The organism is Caballeronia sp. LZ003, from assembly GCF_031451465.1.
In the GTDB taxonomy this organism is placed as follows: Bacteria; Pseudomonadota; Gammaproteobacteria; order Burkholderiales; family Burkholderiaceae; genus Caballeronia.
Genome location: NZ_JARUXJ010000003.1, coordinates 1,162,452 through 1,180,743, shown reverse-complemented (window position 1 = coordinate 1,180,743; position 18,292 = coordinate 1,162,452). Strand labels below are relative to the sequence as shown.

Genomic DNA, 18,292 nt, shown 5'->3' with positions numbered 1-18,292 from the left:
AGGTTTCATACAGTCACGGGCTTGCTGCGAAAGCGGCGCGCCGGTGTGACTGCCATGAAGGCCGCTCGCACCATCCGGGGAAAGGGGTGTGGTATGAAACAACGGTTTTCGGGTTTGCGATTCGTCGTTTATCTCGTGGGCTTCACGGGGCTACTGTGGCTGAGACTTTTGATCTCACCCGATGGCAAAAGCGGCGTGTTGGCCTTCTTCGCGTGCGTGGCCTCGCTCGCGGCGGCTTATCTGGTTTATTACGCGGCGTCGGAGGGTTACTTTCGCAACCTTGCCGGTGGCGTGGTGGTTTATCTTGCCATCGCGGCAGTGGTCGTGGCGTGTCCGCCATTCGTCTTGCTGCTTGCGTTCTGGTCGGTGACGAGCCTCTTCAAGCAACGCCGCGCGCTGCTCATGCATGCGCTTGCAAGCGTCACATTGTTCCTGCTCATCTTTCCGATGCCGCTCGCCGAGCGCCTTGGCATGCCTGAACTTGCGGGTGCGCCAGCGGGTCTCGCGTATTTGGTGTTTTCGCTTGCGTGGTCGGCTGTGGCGGCGCGCAGTCCGTTGAAGATCGGCCTCTTCAAGTTCGCGACGATGCTTGTGGCCCTGCCGCTCATTGGTACTTTCGTGTCGCTGGTTGGCGGCGGGATGCTGAATCGTCCGGAGCGGCGTGTGCGTAATTCGCTGGCACGTTCGCGACGGGCGATGCAGTTGGCTTTGCCTGCGCCCGAGGCTACAGCGGCTTCTTCCGCCTCGCGTGTGGCTTCGACCGATGCCGGATTGGCGTTGCCTGCCGCCTTGATCGCGGGGATCGCGGCTGAGGTGCTGATGCCGGTGGCTGTCGCGGCTGAGTAGGAGAGGTGTTTCGCCGATATGCTTGGTGGATGAGCGTATCGGCGGGAATGTTGGAGGCAGCTTGTCGACACGCGGAAGGCAAATCAGCGGCCCACTAAGTCTTCACCACCAACCTCGCCTCCAACCCACCCCCCTCACGCTCATGCAGCGTGAGCGTCGCATCCATCGCAAGCGTCAACTGACGCGCAATCGCGAGCCCCAGCCCGGTCCCTCCGGTCTGCCGGTTACGCGATCCTTCCAGCCGCACGAACGGCTCGAACACCGCTTCCAGCGACTCGGCCGGAATACCCGGTCCGCGATCCAGCACCACGATCGAAGCGCCTCCGTCCGGCAGTCCGCCGATCTCGATCTCCGCTGCCCCGGCGAACTTGAGCGCGTTATCCACGAGATTGCCGACGATCCGTCGCAACGCCTGCGGCCGCGTCACCATCGTACCGCCGATACTTCCCTTGAGCGACACGACCCTGCCCGCATCGAGATAATCGTTGAGAAGGCTCTCGAACAGCGCGTCCGAATCGACACGGAGCGGCGCCTCCGTCGTGCCGTGCAACGTCCGTGCATAAGTCACGCCTTCCTTCACGAGCGTTTCCATCTCCTGCAAATCCTGCTGTAACTTGGCACCGGCAGGATTTTCATCCATCGTGTCGACGCGCAATCGCATGCGCGTAATCGGCGTCTGCAAGTCATGCGTGATGGCCGCGAGTATCTGCATGCGCTGGGTCATGTACATCGAGACGCGGTCTTGCATCGCGTTGAATGCCTTGGCCGCGCGCGTTACTTCGTCCGGACCGTGCTCGGGCAGACGCGTGGCCTTGAGGTCCGGACCGAGCGTGTCCGCGGCTTCGGCCAATTGCTTGAGCGGGCGCGTCGCGATACCCACCGCGAGCCAGCAACATGCCGCGAGCAGCACGAGTTGTCCTGCAAGCACGAGTGGCAGCCACGCGGACAGCGGCGTGCCGACCATCGGATGCATGTCGATGGTGAGCGGGCTGCCATCGGTGAGACGCAAGTGAACCTGCATGCGTTCGGCATCGCCGGGAACGGCATTGACCGTCAGCGGATAACGCTTGCCGATGCCATCCGCTATCGACTTCGCAAAGCGCTCGGAAAGCGCGGCATCGAGCGGCGTGCCGCTTTCGCCCGGCCCGAGGATGAATTGATAGCTGCGGCGCGCCAGTCGCGGCAGCCACTCGGCACGTTCGGCGGGCGGCAGATGATCGAGCAGCGCCACGGAACTCGTCACCTCGCGCTCGACGTAGCCGACCATCACGTTGGTCATCGACTGATCGCGCTCGGTCATCGTGATCCAGAACGACAGCGTCTGCGCAAGCGCGATACCCACGAACAGAATCACCGCGAGCCGCGCGAACAGCGTGCGCGGCCAGGGCAAAAACCGTGGCGGATGCGCGGTCGATGTCGTTGCACCGAGCGCGCTCATGACGATGCATCCAGCGGCGTGACCGCAGCGGAAAACACATAGCCTTCGCTGCGCAACGTCTTGATGTAGCGCGGCTCGCGCGCCTCGTCTCGCAGACGCTGACGCAGACGGCTCACCAGCAGATCGATGGAGCGGTCGAAGGCATCGGCCTGACGGCCTTGCGTCAGGTTGAGCAATTGATCGCGCGTAAGCACGCGTTGCGGATTGTCGAGGAACACGCGCAGCAGGCGATATTCCGCGCCCGACAGCGCCACCATGGTGCCTTCTGCATCGAGCAGATGGCGCGCGGTGGTGTCGAGCCGCCAGTCGCCGAAGCCCAGCATTTGCGCCGATTCGGTCACTTCCATTCCCGGCGGCAACATGCGTGTGCGACGCAGCACGGACCGAATGCGCGCGAGCAGTTCGCGCACGGCGAAGGGCTTGGGCAGGTAGTCGTCCGCGCCCATTTCGAGGCCGAGAATGCGGTCGGCTTCCTCGTTGCGCGCGGTGAGCATAAGCACGGGCACCGCGCGGAACTTGCTCGCGCGCAATTCGCGGCACAACACGAGGCCGTCCTCGCCGGGCAGCATCAGGTCGAGCACGATCAAATCCGGCGCGCCTTGTTCGAGCGCCGCGCGCATCTGGCGTCCGTTGGCGGCGAGCGAAACGCGCATGCCATTCTTTTCGAGGTAGGTCGCGAGCAACTCGCGGATACCGCGATCGTCATCGACGATCAGCACATGGTCGGTCGTTTCCATCGATAGCTCACGGCTTCTTGCGCTTGATCTGCATCCGGCCCGTGGCTATTGAGAGGCACTGCGCCGGATGGGCCAGTTCGGTTGCGATACCGCCGAATAAAAACGCTGCGACGGCGAAGAACTGCTTCATTTCAATCTCCCGCGTGATCGCTGTGTCTGCGTTATAGCGCAAAACGCGAGCGGTTTTGTATCGCAGTGTATCCGGACTTTCTCGCGACACATGCGGATTCACTCGCGTCTTGAACGGCGCTTCGTATCGCAATGTATCCGCGCTGACTTCGATACAAAACATTGCTCACGCAACACACAGCGGATACGTCCGAACGTTTTAATGCTTCAACGACGGCATCAGCGGATTTCAAGCGTCGCCTCTCACCCACCAGTTAAGGAGCAGCACCATGAAGATTTCTATCGTTGCTTTCGCTCTCGTTGCAAGCGCCATGACGGGCATTGCTCACGCGGAGGTTCACGCCACGTCGACGCAACCGCAGGTCGGCAAGACACGCGCGGAAGTGAAGCGCGAACTCATACAAGCGCAAAAGAACGGGCAGATCGCGGCGCTCGCGAATCTGTATCGCGGTAGCTGATCGGCACCCATTGTCTCAATCCATTTCGTGAGGTTCACCATGTTCAAGAAGCTCATCACCGCTGCAGTCGTCGTTGCTAGCGCCACTGCCGCAGGCTCCGTTTTCGCAAGCAGCGGATACGGTCTCGCGCCGCACGGTGACACGTCGGCCGGCGTGCGCGCATCGCAACGCGCTCAGCGTGTGCAGTCCATCAACGATAGCGGCATGCAGGGCTATGGCGGCGTGCGCGATGTCCAGACGCAGTCTGGCAGCGCATCGACGATCACGACTTTTCCGACGAGCGGCACGGGTTCGCTCTTCGCGCATCACTAACGCCTTGATCAACGCCTACCGAAGGAGATGAACACCATGACGCAACTCGACAAGCTTCTCTACACCGGCAAGACACACGTGACCGGAGGCCGCGATGGCGCGGCGCGCAGTTCCGACGACCGGCTGGATGTCAGGCTCACGCCGCCCGGCGCGCCTGGCGCGGGGACCAATCCCGAGCAATTGCTCGCAGCGGGATGGTCCGCATGCTTCATCGGCGCGATGGGCAAGGCGGCCGCGAAACTGCAAGTGAAGTTGCCGGCCAATACCGCCGTCGATGCAGAGATCGATCTGGGTATGAATGGCGATGCGTACTTGCTGCGCGCGCGCCTGAACGTGAGCTTGCCGGGCATCGAACGTGATGCGGCGCAGGCGATCGTCGAGGGCGCGCATCGAACCTGTCCGTATTCGAAGGCGACGCGCGGGAATATCGATGTGACCATTACGGTAGTTTGAAGCCGCAAAAACTAAGCGCAGCCATGCAAAGTGCACTGGCTGCGCTTCTTTCTGCTGGCCGTTCAAAGCGGGAAAGCTCCCGCTCGCGATACTCGATACTTACTTCTTCGCTTCGGCAAAGCGCCGCGCGACTTCCTTCCAGTCGATCACATTGAAGAATGCGGCGATGTATTCGGGCCGGCGATTCTCATACTTCAGATAATAGGCGTGCTCCCATACATCGAGACCGAGAACCGGCGTATTGCCCGAGCCGATTCCCGACATCAACGGGTTGTCCTGATTGCCCGTGCTTTCGACCGCGAGCTTGCCCTGCGGTGTCACGCTGAGCCACGCCCAGCCGCTGCCAAAGCGCGTGAGTGCGGCCTTGGTGAAAGCTTCCTTGAAGGCATCGAAGCCGCCGAGGTCGGTATCGATCGCCTGGGCTACTTCGCCTTCCGGCTTGCCGCCGCCTTGCGGAGACATGATGGTCCAGAAGAGGCTATGGTTCGCGTGGCCGCCGCCGTTATTGCGCACCGGGGTGCGGACCGCTTCGGGCAGTTTGTCGATCTGCGTGATCAGTTGCTCGACCGCCAAGTCCTTGTGCCCCGAACTCTCCAGCGCGGCATTTAGATTATTCACATAGGTCTGATGATGCTTTGTGTAATGCACTTCCATCGTGCGCGCGTCGATGTTCGGCTCGAGTGCATCGTAAGCGTAGGGCAGGGGAGGCAGGGAATAAGCCATTGCGAATCTCCTTTTTGACGATGAGAGGAATCAATGCCGGGCCGGGCCGCTGGCGGAAAGCGCCAGACTGGCGTTTTTCGATGGTCCGGGCAATGAGGGAATGCGGCCCATGACGGGCGACGTGGCGGATCAGCGCCACGTGTGTTTCGCGGCTGTGACGCAAGGCGGCTTGCCGGATCGTGACCGGCCGCTCTGCGCTTACGGACAGCGCCAGAAGTGCTTCGTGCGCCTCGCAGCGCAACTGCGCGGCGGCGTCCTGATTGCCTTGTTCTGCGTAGTGATCGGCGAGGTTGTGATGCGAGACGACGAGCGCCGCGATACAGTCCTCGCCGCGTCCGGGCGGCGGTGCTTTGATGAGTCGACGCGCGATCTCAAGTGCGTGCTCGAAGGTCGAGCGTGCTGCCGTGGTCTGTTGTTCCGCTGCGGCTTTGATCGCTTGCCGCATGAGTGCTTCCCACACGGGAAGACTCGGGCTGTCTTGTGCAGATATGTCCACGGCTTGGAATTCGATTCGTTCGTGCATGGCGTAGGCTCCAGTTCCTGCGCCCTTTGCGTCGACGAAAAGCCTGCGTACTCGGGACAAACAATGATAACCAGTATCGAGGGAGTCTGCACGCGGGGGCTAAACCTCGCGCAAAGCGAAAGCTTGCAAGATTGCCATGCGCGGATCATAGAGCAACTAACCGTCTTCCTCTTGACCATCCACGAATTGGCCCACCAGTAGCCTATTAGCGACTCCGCTTGCCAACATGAGTTCCAAATAAAGACAGTGGCACGGTCAAGCCGTATCACTCAACGTATCCCGATGCGCCTGCGCAAACTCCGCCATGCTATTGAACCGAAAGTCGATGCGAGGTTGCGCGCCTGGGTCCATCGTTGCGCCGAAGCCCGGCTGCCCGTGCCGTCGATGAATCCAGCATGACGTCAGCCCGATTTCGTTCGCGGGCTTGTGATCGTGAAACAGACTTTCCGCGACGTGAAGAATCTGCTCCTTGCGAATATCTCTGCTTGCAAGCTTCTCCAGCAAATACTCGAAGTTACGTTGTGATGGCTTGTAAGCGCCGACATCCTCGGCGGTGACGATGCCGTCGAATTCCACTTGCAACTTCGCGTTGCTGAACGCAAAGCTTTCGTTATCGACGTTCGAGAGAATCACGAGCTTGAAATGCTGCTTCAGATAACGAAGCGCTTCGGCGGAGTCCGCAAACGCAGGCCAGTTGCGGATGGACCGACCATACGCGACGCATTCTTCCTGCGTGTAAGAGAGTTTCCATTCCTCGGCGAGCCGCTTGTAAACGATGGCCAGCACCTCCTGATAGCGCTTGCCCGGCGTGTAGTGCTGCTGCGAAGACTCGTGACGCGCATGCGCTTCGAGTACCTGATCGCGCGTGGGCGGCGGAACCGCGCGTTCGAGCAATGGCCGCAAGCCTTCGAAAATGCCGGTTTCCCAGTCGATCAAGGTTCCGTAGCAGTCGAAGGTGAGCGTATCGAAATCGGTGAGATTCACTGCGGCTCCTTTTTGGCGTTGGTAACGAACACCCGGTATCTTGCCGCAGATTAGAATATGAGCGAATCACTCATTTTAGAACGATAAGGCCGCATGATGGCGCAAGCTCGCAACGCTCCCCGGCAAGACCGCTCGATAAGGACCATCGATTCCATCGTGGATGCCGCCGCGCGCCTGCTCGGTGAACGCGGCCAGCTTCTGACGACGAATGCGGTCGCAGAAGCGGCGGGCGTGAGCATCGGTTCGCTGTATCGATACTTTCCAGACAAGGGCGCGTTGATCGACGCCGTCCGCCAGCGTCATCGCGATGATCTGCTTCCCGTGCTGCAAGTCGGACGTGGGCAAGTCGCCGCGTTCGTCGACGGGATGATCGAGGTGCATCGCCGCAATCCTGCCGCGCAGCGTGTGCTGCTGGAAGACGGACGCTGCGAAGCCGAATGCAGACGAGCGTACGAAGCGCTCTTCGCGGCCTTGACGCGATGCTCCGCGGAGCACAGGCGCATTGGCGCTGAAGTGTTTGCGGGCGCGGTGGGCGGCGCGCTTGAGGAGGCGGCGCGCAACGAACGCTTGGCATCACCCGTGTTTCGATGGGAACTGATCGCGCTCGTCGAGGCTTACACGAGCAAGCCGCGCCCTGCAAAAGCAGTCACGATCGAGCGCGCACCGCAAACGTCGCGAGCAAACAAGCGTCAGCCGCGTGCCCATTTGCGCCTGCGTAAATCGCCGACGCAGCCGCGCTCGTCGGAGACTGTCGCCGCCATCGTGGAAGCCGCGGCTCAAGTGCTCGAAAGCGAAGGCTTCGAAGGCTTCAATACAAATGCAGTCGCCGCGCGTGCCGGCGTGAGCATCGGCTCGCTGTATCAGTACTTCCCGGGCAAGGACGCGCTGACCGTTGCGCTCATCCATCGTGAGACGCAACGCTTCTACGATGACGCAGCCATCGCGCTGGATAAGCGAAGCGGCAAGGCGGCGCTCGAATATCTCATCGGCGCGTCGGTGCGTCAGCAACTCGAGCGTCCGATGCTCGCGCGTCTGCTCGATATCGAGGAGAGCCGTCCGGCCTTGCGCGATGAGCTTGCCAAGGTGGACCTCGCGGGGCTGTTTGCTGCAATCGTAGCGAGAGCGGCTCCGAAGCATCCGCAACCGGAAATAGCGGCAGGCGACCTGTCGGCGATTATCCGAGGCATGACCGACGCGGCGGGCGAACGCGGGGAACGCGACCTCGAACGTCTGCAACGGCGCGTTCGCGCGGCGGTTTTCGGGTATCTCGCGCGCGAGAGCTGAACATGCGAATGTGAGCAAGCGCAAAGCAAGCACGGGCGTGCCAAGCCGCGACGAACCGCGCGATGCGGACTTCACGCCGCGCGCTTGGAGGCGCTCGATGCGAGTTGTCCAATGTGAGCTTTTACTTTTATTCTGACGTCGTCGAGCGAAACGGCATGGGCCTTCGCCATTAACAAATGAGAACGACGATGACAGAAACCATCAAGAGCATGAAGGCTCAACCACCTGAGCTTTCCTTCACGCGATACTGCTGCAACCGCGAAATTCTTCGAACACTATCTGGGCTTCACCGTCTCAGGAAGCTGGGACAAGTCGTACATTTTGAAGCGTCCGGGCTTCGACGTGGTAATCGATCATGTCGAAAGCGATGACGTCACGTGGCCCCGGAATTTCCACGCGGGCTTCGAACTGCCGACTGTCGATGCGTTGCAGGAACTGCATGATCGCTTCAAGCAAGAGGGCGTTCAGATGGAAACGGCGGTCTTCAACAATGGCCGTGGCTCGCGCTTCTTTTGCCGCGCGCCGGGCGGTGTGATGTTCGAGTTGAATACGCGTTCGGACGCCGCACCGGAGTTTCGCGGCACGTTCGACGAGTAAGCATCGAGCGTAGATTGCGAAAGCCGCATTGCCCTGTAAAAGGCAATGCGGCTTGTGTCGTTTCGCGAGACGCCTCGCGGCGTAGTGCGAGTTACTGCGAAAGCACGACCTGCGCGATGATCCCCGAAGCAACGGCGACGAGCAGATAGTCGCCACCGACGCCTACCCACTGATAGCCGCGCGGCGGCTGACGCAGGCCGTGTTCATGGTAGTTATCGACGACGTATTGATGGTCACGATAGTCTTGCGACAGATGCTGACCTTTCTGCCAGTCTGAATGGCGCGGGCCGTTGTCCGCGTGCTCGGGCGGGCGCGGTGCGTCATGTCCGTAATTAGCAGGGCCGTGTCCTGGTTGGCCAGGACCGCCATGATTTTGCGGGCCGCCGTGATTTTGTCCCGGACCGCCACCGTGGTTCTGATCCGGACCGCCGGGGCCTTGCTGCGCAAAGGAAGCGCCGGCAGCAAGACTCAAGGTCGCGCACAACAGCGCGGCAACGATTCGATTCTGCTTCATGTTGATTCTCCAATCGAGTGAGTGGTTCGCGTGCATCGCCTGATGCGTGCGCTGCGAATCGATGAGCGGACTTTACTCAAAGCCGAAAGAAAACGGGGTGAGCAGATGTAAGCGTCGCTTACGTATGATTACGGCGAGGGGGGAGCAGACACGCGAAGGAAACAGATCGAGGCAATTACCGCCTGGCCGGGTACTTCGACATCTGTCGGTACACTTGGAAGGCAGGCCGCGTGGACTGCATGACCAGCAATGAGGCTGTCCAACGGATGGAACGACATGCAGACCTATTATCTTGCCATCGATGTCGGGACGGGCAGCGTGCGAGCCGCACTCGTCGATGCGCGTGGCGTGGTGCGCAGCATCGCCGCACACGAGCACGAGCAAATCGTGCCGCGTTACGGCTGGTCTGAGCAACGCCCAGCGGACTGGTGGGAAGGCGCCGCGCGCTCGATACGCGAAGTGCTCGACGACGTTCCGGAGGCAGCTTCCCATGTCGTCGCGATATGCGCATGCGGCCAGATGCACGGCACGGTGCTGATCGACGCCGATGGTCAACTCACACGCGATACCGCGCCGCTCTGGAACGACAAGCGCACCTTCGCACAGGTCGCGGCGTTTTGCGCGCGCCACGCAAGCGCCTCGTATCTCGCGAAGACCGCGAACCCCGCGACGCCCGCGTGGCCCGGTTTCAAGCTGCAATGGATCAAGGAGCACGACCCGTCGGCTTATGAACGCGCGAGCACGGTGTTCATGCCGAAGGACTACGTGAACTTCAAACTCACGGGTGAACGTGCGTGCGACTGGAGCGATGCATCGACGAGCTTCATGATGGACCCGCGCACGCGCGAGTGGTCGCAAGACATGCTGACCTTGCTCGGGCTCGATGCCGCGAAGCTCGCGCCGATTCGTGCGCCGCTCGACATACTCGGCGGCGTGACGCACGAAGCGGCCGCCGCAACCGGTTTGCGCGCGGGTACGCCGGTGCTGGTTGGCGGCGCGGATTATCCGGTGTCCGTGCTCGGCTCGGGCGTGTTCGAGCCGGGGCTGGCATCGGATATCACGGGCACATCGTCGATCATCACGATCATCGCCGACACACCGATGCTGCATCCCGAAGTGTCGAATCTGGCGACTTGCGAAGGGCTGTGGGGACGCTTCATGTTGCTCGATTCGGGCGGCGATGCCATGCGCTGGGCGCGTCGCGCGTTCCACGAAAACAGGCTGTCCTACGACGATGTCGCTGCCAAGGCCGCAAGCGCGCCGGTGGGTTCGGAAGGCTTGTTCTTTCTGCCGTATCTCACGGGCGAGCGTCTCGGCGAGCACGCCAATTCGCGTGCACAGTTCTTCGGTATTGCGGCGAGTCACGGGCTTGCCCATCTACATCGCGCGGTGCTCGAAGGCGTTGCATTTGGCGTGCGTCGGCATATCGCGCTCATCAAGCCCGAAGGCGTGGGTATCGAGCGGCTCGTTGCGGCAAGCGGCGGCGCGAAGGCGTCGCTTTGGCTCGATATCAAGGCCAGCATGTACCGCACGCCCATTCTCGTGCCGGCGCAAGTGGAATGCGGCGTGATAGGCTGCGCCATTCTTGCTGCAACCGCGCATGGCCAGTTTGCACGTCTCGCCGACGCCGTGCGCGCCTTCGTGCAGTTCGAGCGCGAAGTGCAGCCCGACCCGCGTGCGAGCGATACCTATGACCGCATGATGCCGATTTTCGAGCGCCTTTATGTGCACTCGCAGCAGTTTTACGACGATCTCGACCGACTCTTTCCAGACAACCCAACCTCTACATGACGAATCAGACTTCCTCCATCAAGGCTGTCCTTTGGGACATGGACGGCACGCTCGCCGAAAGCGAACCGCTTCATTTGAGCACGCTGGTTGCGGTGCTTGCGCATCACGGCATCGAAGCGGGCGACGAATTGCATCCGCTGATCTTCGGTAAGACAGGGCGCGAAGTGCACGCGCTGTGTAGCGAACGCTTTGACATCGAGACGGACTTCGCGGACTGGTCCGCGTTTCGCGCACGGCATTATCTCGAAGGCGCGCCTCGGCTCGTGCCGCGTCCTGGCGCGCTCGAGGTGTATCGCGCGGTGAAGCGGGCGGGCATAACGCAAGGAATCGTGTCCAATTCGTCGCGCATGTTGCTTGAAGCGAACTTGCGAGCACTGGGCATTGAAGAACCGCAACTCGTGAGCGTAAGTGTGAACGACGTGCGCAACGGCAAGCCGAGCGCCGAGCCGTACGAACGCGCGGCGTGGCTCATGCGTCTTAAGCCGGAGGAAGTGGTCGTCGTGGAAGACAGTCCCACTGGGGCGCGCGCCGCGATCGCGGCGAACATGCGCGTGCTGGCCTGGCCTTTCGACGATGCTGGCGCCGCGCTTTTTTCAAACGATGCGCAAATCGTCCGCTCCGCCGAGGAGCTTGCCAAGGCGCTGGGCGTAAATCTGGCCTAAGCAAGAAGGTGCCGGTGTTTTCAGGTGCGCCGCTTGCTAAAGCGAGATGGCAATCGGTGCATGCCTTCGTTAAGCGAGCATGAATCTACGCAAAGCACGCGCTTAATGACGCGCTAAGATGAAGGGCTGCACATGGAACGTGCTTCGTTCGCATAAGGCGCCGCGCGCTGCGAACGGACGCTCGGAAAAGAAGGAGACACCATGCTTACGCTCTATCATCGAGGTGTAGCGCTACAGCCGTCCGCAGGTCGAAGCGGCAAGCTGTTCGTATCGCGCGTATCGATTCTGGAAGAAGACGGCGAGGAGACGGTACTACGCGAGTTGGGCGCATTTCCCAGCCGCGACGCGGCGCTGCAGTTTGCGCTGACATGCGGCACCGCTTTCGTCGATGGTGAACCACTGCCTATTGCGCCACAATCCGTCGTGCGTGACGAGGAATCGAAAAACGCCGGTCTTTGAAGACCGGCGTTTTTTTGCTTCAGGGTGTGAGTACCACCTTGATGCAACCGTCCTCCTTGTCGCGGAAGGTCTTGTACATTTCCGGTCCTTCCGCAAGCGAGACGCGGTGCGTGATGACGAACGAGGGGTCGATCTGACCTTCCTGAATGCGGCTGAGCAGGTCGTCGGTCCAGCGGGCCACGTGCGTCTGACCCATGCGCCAGGTGAGGCCCTTGTTCATCGAGGCGCCAAAGGGAATCTTGTCGATCAGTCCACCATAGACGCCCGGTACCGACAGAATGCCTGCGGGACGGCACACGTAGATCATCTCGCGCAACACGTGCGGCCGGTCCGACTCGAGCATGACCGCCTGCTTGGCGCGATCGTAAAGCGAGTCGAACGAGCCCGTGGCGTGCGACTCCATGCCAACGGCATCGATACACTTTTCCGGGCCTTTGCCTTGCGTGAGATCGGCGAGGCGCTCGACCACGCTCTCTTCCTTGAAGTTGATGGTGGTGGCGCCAGTGACGCGCGCCATTGCAAGGCGTTCAGGCACGCAGTCGATTACGACGACATGCTTTGCACCAAGCAGAAACGCGCTGCGAATCGCCATTTGTCCCACCGGTCCCGCGCCCCAGATCGCCACGGTGTCCGTTGGCTCGATATCGCAGTTGATCGCCGCTTGCCAGCCTGTCGGGAAGATGTCGCCGAGGAAAAGCACTTGTTCGTCTGAAAGGCCATCGGGAATCTTCACGTGCGTTTTATCGGCGAAAGGTATGCGTACGTACTCGGCCTGGCCGCCGGCATAGCCGCCCGTCAAATGCGTGTAGCCAAAGAGACCCGCCGTGGTGTGTCCGAAAACCTTGTCGGCCGTGCTCTTGTTGCGATTACTGCGCTCGCACACGGAGAAATTGCCGCGCTTGCATTGATCGCATTCGCCGCAAAAGATGGTGAACGGTACGACTATGCGGTCGCCGACCTTGAGCGCAGCGTTTTCGGCGCCGACATCGACCACTTCGCCCATGAACTCGTGGCCCATGATGTCGCCGGATTCCATGCCCGGCATGAACCCATCGAACAGATGCAGGTCCGAGCCGCAGATGGCGCAACTCGACACCTTGATGATCGCGTCGCGCGGATGCTCGATCTGCGGGTCCGGTACCGTGTCGTACCGAATGTCCTTCTTGCCGTGCCAGGTAAGCGCTTTCATTGGAAGTATCCTTGTCCTTGAGAGTGAACTGTCGACGAAGCCTTACTTGTTAGTTGGCTCGCCGGGATCTTCGATGCCCTTTTCCATATTGTCCTTCTGGTCACCGTAGTCCTTTTGATTCGCACCGTTCGTTATCTCGACGTCACCCTTCAGCTTGCGATCTTCGTTGCCGGTGAGTGTGCCGATGGCCGTGTCGGTCCAGCCCTTTATTTGTTCCTTGATGCCTTCTTTCTGATCCTTGTTCATTGCGTTCTCCGTGCCATGTATCGGAAGCCTAAGAATCTCTGCGCCAATCGTTGGCGTCGATACAGTTCAGCAACGCGTGTGCCTTCGCGCGTGTATACATTGCGCGAGCGCTCCGGCCGACATGCGGCACTACGATTGCTGCGAGAAAGAAGTGCGCTTCATGGTTCGACATCGCGCATCGAATCCACGCCTGATCTGTGCGTCCGGATGTGATTCGTCTGTTTATCCATCCGATCACTTAAACGCAACTATCAGGAGCAACAAGATGAACACGCCCGCCGAAACCCCCATGACCGATGATCCGAAAAGCGACGACGAAGTCGAATCCGGCACGGACGATGCGCTCACCACGGATATATCGGAAACCGATGATGAAGGAACGACTGTCCGCGAAGCGGAAGTTGACCCGGACGATCTGACGGAGATTGAGCCGGAAGGAGGCGATAAGTCTTGATGTAAAGCGTTGTGAGCGGCGCGGTCCGAATGGCCCGCGCCGCTTATTGTGTGTCTGATCAGCCGAGCGCCTGACTGGCCGCCGCTGCACGTCCGCGCAGCCAGTTGATGCTCGCAAAAAGCAGTACGGCGAAGACGATCAGCACGGTCGCGACCGCAAGTATTGAAGGGTCGATCGAATCGCGGATGCCGCTCCACATCTGACGCGGCACGGTCTTCTGATCCGGCCCGCCGATGAATAGAATCACGATGACTTCATCGAATGAAGTGGCAAAGGCAAACACGCTGCCTGTGGCGACTGCAGGCATGATCAGCGGTAACGTTACACGCCTGAACGTGATCCATGGCGCCGCGCCAAGACCGGACGCCGCGCGCAGCAGGCTCTGATCGAACGACAGCAGCGAAGCCGTCACGGTGATGACCACGAAGGGCGTACCAAGCGCCGCATGCGCGAGCACGACGCCCGGATACGAGTTCACGAGACCGAGCGGCGCGAAGATTAGATAGAAGCCCGCAGCCACGACGACGATGGGTACGATCATCGGCGAAATGATGATGGGCATGATGAGCGAGCGCCACGGAAATTGCGCGCGGCTCAGGCCCAACGCGGCCAGCGTGCCGAGACAGGTCGCGATCAACGTCGACGCCGCGCCAATCCCGATGCTGTTCAATAGCGAGCGCTGCCAGTCCGCGCTCGTCAATGCCTGCTCGTACCAGCGCATTGAAAAGCCCTGCATCGGATATGAAAAGTACGAACCCGAATTGAACGAGAGCGGAATGATCGCGAGTATGGGAGCGATCAGAAAGAATAGGACGATCGCCGTATGCACGCGCACCCAGCGATTCGCCACGCGTTCGGTCAGCACGGTATTGCGTTGATCTTGCATGTCGTCGAGTCCGTGTCGTTCAACCGAAACGCAGCCGGTCGATGCCGACTATGCGGTTGAAGAGGAAATAGAAGACCGCCGTGAAGATCACGAGGTACGCCGACAGCGCGCCCGCGAGTCCCCAGTTGAGCTGCGTGTTGGTCTGAATGGCGATGAGCTGGCTGATCATTTCATCGCCCGCGCCGCCGAGTAGCGCAGGCGTGATGTAGTAGCCGAGCGCTAGCACGAACACGAGGAAGCATCCCGCGCCCACGCTCGGCAGCGTCTGCGGCACATAGACCCGCATGAACGCAGTGAACGGATGCGCGCCCAGCGACTTCGCTGCACGCATATAAACGGGCGATACGCTTTTCATCACCGAGAAGATGGCGAGGATCATATAAGGCAGCAGCACGTGCGTCATGCCGATCAGCACGCCCGCGCGATTGAAGATGAGTGGCACGGGATGCGACGCAAGGCCCAGCCCCATGAGCAGGCTGTTGATGACGCCGCCCGGTTGCAGCAGCACATACCAGGCGGTCGTGCGCACGAGAAGCGAGGTCCAGAACGGCACGATCACAAACAGCATGAGACGGTTGCTGCTCTTCGCGGGTAGATTGGCGAGCAACCACGCAACGGGGTAACCGAGCACGAGACACATGAGCGTGACGGTTGCGCTGATGGAGATGGTACGCACGAACGCCTCGCGAAACACCGATGAATCGGCCGGCATGGACGCGATGTTGCCTTGCGGTGTCACTTGCGCATCGACGGCTGCGAGCAGATAGTCGGGCGTGGGCGATGCCGCGGCGCGTTTGAGCAAGCGCCAGATTTCCGGTGAATTCCAGCGCTCGTCGGTTTCGATGAGCGCGGGTTTCCATGCGGGTGGTGCATCGGCGGGCAGGCTGCGCGCGGTACGCATCAACAGGCTGCGAAACTCCGCTTGCGCGAAGTTCAGACGGCGCGCCACGGTGCCGAGCTGACCGCTTTGCTGGGCATCCTTGAGGCCGGCGGCCAGCAATGCGAAGGTGCGTTCGTCGGGCACGCCGTGGCCGTGCCACGCATCGAGCGCGCGCGTGAGGGCGGGCATGCTGTCGGGGACTTCGCGATTCTGCACGCTGCGCGCGAGCAGTAGCGCAATCGGCGCGATAAAGGTGGACAACAGAAACACGATCAGCGGCAACGCAAGCAACAGCGCTTGCAACGATGCACGGCGACGCGCCTTCTGATAAGAGGCGTGGCCGTCGGCGCTTCTAGGAGAGCCCGATGGCGCGGCCTTTGCGGATACGGACATGTTGGTGGTCGCGGTCAAGTCGGGCTCTCTTCGGATCATGTTTCGCGTGAAGCGGACAGCGTCGATACCTTGCTGTCTTACTGCGTCAGCCACACCTGAAAGCGCTTATTGATCTGATCGGCATTGTCGGCCCAGAAATTCGCGTTGATCTGCACGGCGCGCTTGAAGTTGGCAGGCGAGGTCGGCAGGTCGGCAAGACGCTGCTTGTCCACCAGTTCTATAGCGTCCTTGCGCGGCGGCGCATAAGCGATGTACTTCGTAAGATCCGCATACGCCTTCGGCTGCGATGCCGAGATTATGAACTTGGCCGCCGTGTTCGCGTTCTTCGCGCCCGTCGGAATGCCCCACCATTCGAAGTCGTACACCTGCGCGTCCCACACTGCCTTGAAGGGCTTGTTGTCCTTCTTCGCTGCATCGTCGATACGGCCGTTGTAGACCTGTGTCATCGCCACTGCGCCGTCGGCGAGCAACTGCGGCGCCTGCGCACCCGACTCCCACCACACGATGTTCTTCTTGATGGTGTCGAGCTTCTTGAATGCGCGATCCACGCCAGCTGGCGTGCCAAGCACCTTATAGACATCCTTGGGATCGACGCCGTCGGCGATCAACGCCCATTCCATCGTCACCTTTGGCGACTTGCGCAGGCCGCGCTTGCCGGGAAACTTCTGCAAGTCGAAGAAGTCGTTGACGCTGGTCGGCGCGGTCTTCAACTTGCTCGCATCGTAGGCGTAGACGGTGGACCACACCATGCTCGCCACTGCGCAATCGAGGATGGAGCCGGGAATGAAGTCGCTCGTCTTGCCGAGCGTCTTCTTGTCGAACTTCATGAGAAGACCTTCGTCGCAAGCGGTGATCGCGTCGTTGGTTTCGAGGTCGATCAGGTCCCACGTCGTGTTCTTCGCCTGTTCCATCGCGGAGAGCTTGGCCAAGCCGCCATCATACGATTCCGTCGAGAAGCCGACGCCCGTGGCTTGCGTAAAGGGCTCGAAATAAGCCTTCTTCGCAGCGGCTTCATAAGCGCCGCCGAACGTCACGACCGAAAGTGTCTCTGCAGCCTGAACGGTGATGCTGGAAAACGCGCATAACGCGAGTGCCGCGCATTGAGTTTTGATAAAAGTGCGCATGTCAGTTGGCTCCTGCTGTAGCGGGCGTGGTGATTGAAGTTGACGACGGTGTGGAAGAAAGAGGTGTGGACACGCTTCTGGACGCGCTCATCGCAAGTATCTTGCAGTCGTCGTGGCGCCAGGCGACATCGACCGTGCTGCCATCCGCGGGCAAGGCGTGACGCTGAGTGTTCGGCAGCTTGACGACGAGGTTGTCGCGCGTGCCGAGCTTCAGGTGCACGCGATGATGATCGCCGCAATAAACGAGTTCTTCGACTCGGGCGCGCACCACGTTGCTGTGTTCGTCGACATGCGAACCTTCCGCGCTCGGAATGTGCGCGCGTTCGGGGCGCAGCGCGAGCATGGCTTCGTCGCCTTCGGTGAGGCCGGGTTCGCATCGTCCACGAATGATGTTGCCGTCCGCGAGGGCCAGGGTCGCCCATTCGTCGCTCGCACTGGCCACGCGGCCAATGAGGCCGTTGTTCTCGCCCACGAAGTTCGCGACGAAAGCGTTCTGCGCGTTCTCATAGAGTTCGCCGGGCGTGGCGGCTTGCTGAATACGGCCATCGGAAAACACGGCGACGCGGTCCGACATGGTCAGCGCTTCGGCCTGATCGTGCGTGACATAGACGATGGTGAGCGACAACTCGCGATGCAGCCGCATGATCTCGTATTGCATGGTTTCGCGCAGACGCTTGTCGAGTGCGCCGAGCGGTTCGTCCATGAGCACGACGCTCGGTTCGAAGACGAGTGCGCGCGCGAGCGCCACGCGCTGTTGCTGACCACCGGAAAGCTGCGAAGGACGCCGGTTCGCGAGATGCGGCAGTTCGATCATTTCGAGCGCGCGCTTGACACGCGCCTTCTGATCGGCGCGGCTTACGTGGCGCACGGAAAGCGGGAACCCGACGTTCTCTGCAATCGTCAGATGCGGAAACAGCGCGTAGTTTTGAAACACCATGCCGATATCGCGCAGATGCGGCGGCTTGTCGTCGAGACGTTTGCCATCGAGACGAATCTCGCCTTGCGTGGGAGATTCGAAGCCCGCGAGCATCATGAGCGTGGTCGTTTTGCCTGAGCCCGATGGCCCGAGCAGCGACAGGAATTCTCCCTTGCGCACGTCGAGATTCAAGTCTTCGACGACATAATGCACGCCGTCATAAGACTTGCTCACGCCCGTGAACGAGATGAAGGAAGCGTCAGGCATCGTTCGGTCCTGTCCGTTTGCAGTGAT

23 protein-coding genes and 1 pseudogene are annotated in these 18,292 nt (G+C 60.8%); 11 read left to right on the top strand and 13 right to left on the bottom strand.

All coding sequences use genetic code 11. The annotated features are described in order from the left end of the window. The first annotated feature begins 93 nt into the window (after window positions 1-93). Window positions 94-846 (top strand): hypothetical protein, encoded by a 753-nt coding sequence (locus tag QCE79_RS22555; protein ID WP_250527893.1) that lies wholly within the window; start codon window positions 94-96, stop codon window positions 844-846. A gap of 94 nt (window positions 847-940) precedes the next feature. Here the strand turns inward: QCE79_RS22555 and QCE79_RS22550 are convergent, their stop codons facing one another. Genes QCE79_RS22550 through QCE79_RS22540 form a run of 3 tightly spaced genes read right to left on the bottom strand, consistent with a single transcriptional unit; the run spans window position 941 to window position 3,151 of the window. Continuing rightward, a complete protein-coding gene (locus tag QCE79_RS22550) occupies window positions 941-2,284 on the bottom strand; it encodes a HAMP domain-containing sensor histidine kinase (protein WP_309848078.1) in 1,344 nt (447 codons plus the stop codon). After that, window positions 2,281-3,021, bottom strand: a complete 741-nt coding sequence (locus QCE79_RS22545; RefSeq protein ID WP_250468395.1) for a response regulator — start codon at window positions 3,019-3,021, stop codon at window positions 2,281-2,283. Before QCE79_RS22545 ends, QCE79_RS22550 begins: the two co-directional genes overlap by 4 nt. A 7-nt stretch (window positions 3,022-3,028) precedes the next feature. Beyond that, window positions 3,029-3,151 (bottom strand): hypothetical protein, encoded by a 123-nt coding sequence (locus QCE79_RS22540; protein ID WP_284503437.1) that lies wholly within the window; start codon window positions 3,149-3,151, stop codon window positions 3,029-3,031. A 268-nt stretch (window positions 3,152-3,419) separates the two neighbouring features. On the opposite strand from QCE79_RS22540, the gene QCE79_RS22535 reads away from it, so the two are divergent. The 3 genes from QCE79_RS22535 to QCE79_RS22525 are packed head-to-tail and all read left to right on the top strand — an operon-like array spanning window position 3,420 to window position 4,373. After that, window positions 3,420-3,608, top strand: coding sequence for a DUF4148 domain-containing protein (locus tag QCE79_RS22535; RefSeq protein WP_309848077.1), 189 nt, complete (start codon window positions 3,420-3,422; stop codon window positions 3,606-3,608). A gap of 39 nt (window positions 3,609-3,647) precedes the next feature. Then, entirely contained in the window at window positions 3,648-3,920 is a 273-nt protein-coding gene (locus QCE79_RS22530; RefSeq protein ID WP_309848075.1) for a hypothetical protein, read from the top strand. Window positions 3,921-3,956: 36 nt separating this feature from the next. After that, complete coding sequence (locus QCE79_RS22525) at window positions 3,957-4,373, top strand: organic hydroperoxide resistance protein (RefSeq protein ID WP_309848073.1); 417 nt, start codon at window positions 3,957-3,959, stop codon at window positions 4,371-4,373. A 99-nt stretch (window positions 4,374-4,472) separates the two neighbouring features. On the opposite strand, the gene QCE79_RS22520 is transcribed toward QCE79_RS22525, so the two are convergent. The 3 genes from QCE79_RS22520 to QCE79_RS22510 all read right to left on the bottom strand — a co-directional run bounded on the left by QCE79_RS22520 (window position 4,473) and on the right by QCE79_RS22510 (window position 6,603). Further along, window positions 4,473-5,096: a superoxide dismutase gene (locus QCE79_RS22520; RefSeq protein ID WP_309848070.1), complete on the bottom strand. Its 624-nt coding sequence runs from the start codon at window positions 5,094-5,096 to the stop codon at window positions 4,473-4,475. After that, a complete protein-coding gene (locus QCE79_RS22515) occupies window positions 4,984-5,619 on the bottom strand; it encodes a hypothetical protein (RefSeq protein ID WP_309848275.1) in 636 nt (211 codons plus the stop codon). The genes QCE79_RS22520 and QCE79_RS22515 overlap by 113 nt, the downstream gene beginning before the upstream one ends. Window positions 5,620-5,874: 255 nt before the next feature. Further along, window positions 5,875-6,603 carry a haloacid dehalogenase type II gene (locus tag QCE79_RS22510; RefSeq protein WP_309848068.1) on the bottom strand — a complete coding sequence of 243 codons (729 nt, stop codon included), beginning with the start codon at window positions 6,601-6,603 and terminating at the stop codon, window positions 5,875-5,877. A 93-nt stretch (window positions 6,604-6,696) separates the two neighbouring features. Here QCE79_RS22510 and QCE79_RS22505 point away from each other — a divergent pair. The 3 genes and pseudogenes from QCE79_RS22505 to QCE79_RS22495 form a co-directional block, all read left to right on the top strand. Then, window positions 6,697-6,882: pseudogene (locus tag QCE79_RS22505) on the top strand (helix-turn-helix domain-containing protein); the annotation flags it as partial. Between the two features lie 372 nt (window positions 6,883-7,254). Then, window positions 7,255-7,887 (top strand): TetR/AcrR family transcriptional regulator, encoded by a 633-nt coding sequence (locus QCE79_RS22500; protein ID WP_404989408.1) that lies wholly within the window; start codon window positions 7,255-7,257, stop codon window positions 7,885-7,887. A 225-nt stretch (window positions 7,888-8,112) separates the two neighbouring features. Next, window positions 8,113-8,484 carry a VOC family protein gene (locus QCE79_RS22495; protein WP_309848261.1) on the top strand — a complete coding sequence of 124 codons (372 nt, stop codon included), beginning with the start codon at window positions 8,113-8,115 and terminating at the stop codon, window positions 8,482-8,484. A 91-nt stretch (window positions 8,485-8,575) separates the two neighbouring features. Here the strand turns inward: QCE79_RS22495 and QCE79_RS22490 are convergent, their stop codons facing one another. Beyond that, a complete protein-coding gene (locus QCE79_RS22490) occupies window positions 8,576-8,998 on the bottom strand; it encodes an RcnB family protein (protein ID WP_244830188.1) in 423 nt (140 codons plus the stop codon). A 276-nt stretch (window positions 8,999-9,274) separates the two neighbouring features. Here QCE79_RS22490 and QCE79_RS22485 point away from each other — a divergent pair, with 276 nt between their 5' ends. The 3 genes from QCE79_RS22485 to QCE79_RS22475 all read left to right on the top strand — a co-directional run bounded on the left by QCE79_RS22485 (window position 9,275) and on the right by QCE79_RS22475 (window position 11,910). Continuing rightward, window positions 9,275-10,789, top strand: a complete 1,515-nt coding sequence (locus tag QCE79_RS22485) for an FGGY family carbohydrate kinase (RefSeq protein ID WP_309848066.1) — start codon at window positions 9,275-9,277, stop codon at window positions 10,787-10,789. Then, on the top strand, window positions 10,786-11,451 hold the full coding sequence (locus tag QCE79_RS22480; protein ID WP_309848064.1) for an HAD family phosphatase: 666 nt from the start codon (window positions 10,786-10,788) through the stop codon (window positions 11,449-11,451). The genes QCE79_RS22485 and QCE79_RS22480 overlap by 4 nt, the downstream gene beginning before the upstream one ends. 201 nt (window positions 11,452-11,652) lie before the next feature. Continuing rightward, window positions 11,653-11,910 carry a hypothetical protein gene (locus tag QCE79_RS22475; RefSeq protein ID WP_250468386.1) on the top strand — a complete coding sequence of 86 codons (258 nt, stop codon included), beginning with the start codon at window positions 11,653-11,655 and terminating at the stop codon, window positions 11,908-11,910. A 19-nt stretch (window positions 11,911-11,929) separates the two neighbouring features. On the opposite strand, the gene QCE79_RS22470 is transcribed toward QCE79_RS22475, so the two are convergent. Both QCE79_RS22470 and QCE79_RS22465 read right to left on the bottom strand, forming a co-directional pair. Then, window positions 11,930-13,099, bottom strand: a complete 1,170-nt coding sequence (locus QCE79_RS22470) for a zinc-dependent alcohol dehydrogenase (RefSeq protein ID WP_309848062.1) — start codon at window positions 13,097-13,099, stop codon at window positions 11,930-11,932. 42 nt (window positions 13,100-13,141) lie between these two features. Further along, entirely contained in the window at window positions 13,142-13,345 is a 204-nt protein-coding gene (locus QCE79_RS22465) for a CsbD family protein (RefSeq protein WP_250510684.1), read from the bottom strand. A 265-nt stretch (window positions 13,346-13,610) separates the two neighbouring features. On the opposite strand from QCE79_RS22465, the gene QCE79_RS22460 reads away from it, so the two are divergent. Then, on the top strand, window positions 13,611-13,799 hold the full coding sequence (locus QCE79_RS22460; RefSeq protein ID WP_309848060.1) for a hypothetical protein: 189 nt from the start codon (window positions 13,611-13,613) through the stop codon (window positions 13,797-13,799). A gap of 58 nt (window positions 13,800-13,857) precedes the next feature. On the opposite strand, the gene QCE79_RS22455 is transcribed toward QCE79_RS22460, so the two are convergent. The 4 genes from QCE79_RS22455 to QCE79_RS22440 all read right to left on the bottom strand — a co-directional run bounded on the left by QCE79_RS22455 (window position 13,858) and on the right by QCE79_RS22440 (window position 18,265). Further along, window positions 13,858-14,685, bottom strand: coding sequence for an ABC transporter permease (locus tag QCE79_RS22455; RefSeq protein WP_309848058.1), 828 nt, complete (start codon window positions 14,683-14,685; stop codon window positions 13,858-13,860). 19 nt (window positions 14,686-14,704) lie between these two features. Next, window positions 14,705-15,958: an ABC transporter permease gene (locus tag QCE79_RS22450; protein WP_309848056.1), complete on the bottom strand. Its 1,254-nt coding sequence runs from the start codon at window positions 15,956-15,958 to the stop codon at window positions 14,705-14,707. A 77-nt stretch (window positions 15,959-16,035) separates the two neighbouring features. Beyond that, window positions 16,036-17,082 carry an ABC transporter substrate-binding protein gene (locus QCE79_RS22445; RefSeq protein WP_244830197.1) on the bottom strand — a complete coding sequence of 349 codons (1,047 nt, stop codon included), beginning with the start codon at window positions 17,080-17,082 and terminating at the stop codon, window positions 16,036-16,038. Between the two features lies 1 nt (window position 17,083). Then, window positions 17,084-18,265: an ABC transporter ATP-binding protein gene (locus tag QCE79_RS22440; RefSeq protein WP_309848054.1), complete on the bottom strand. Its 1,182-nt coding sequence runs from the start codon at window positions 18,263-18,265 to the stop codon at window positions 17,084-17,086. Between the last annotated feature and the right edge of the window lie 27 nt (window positions 18,266-18,292).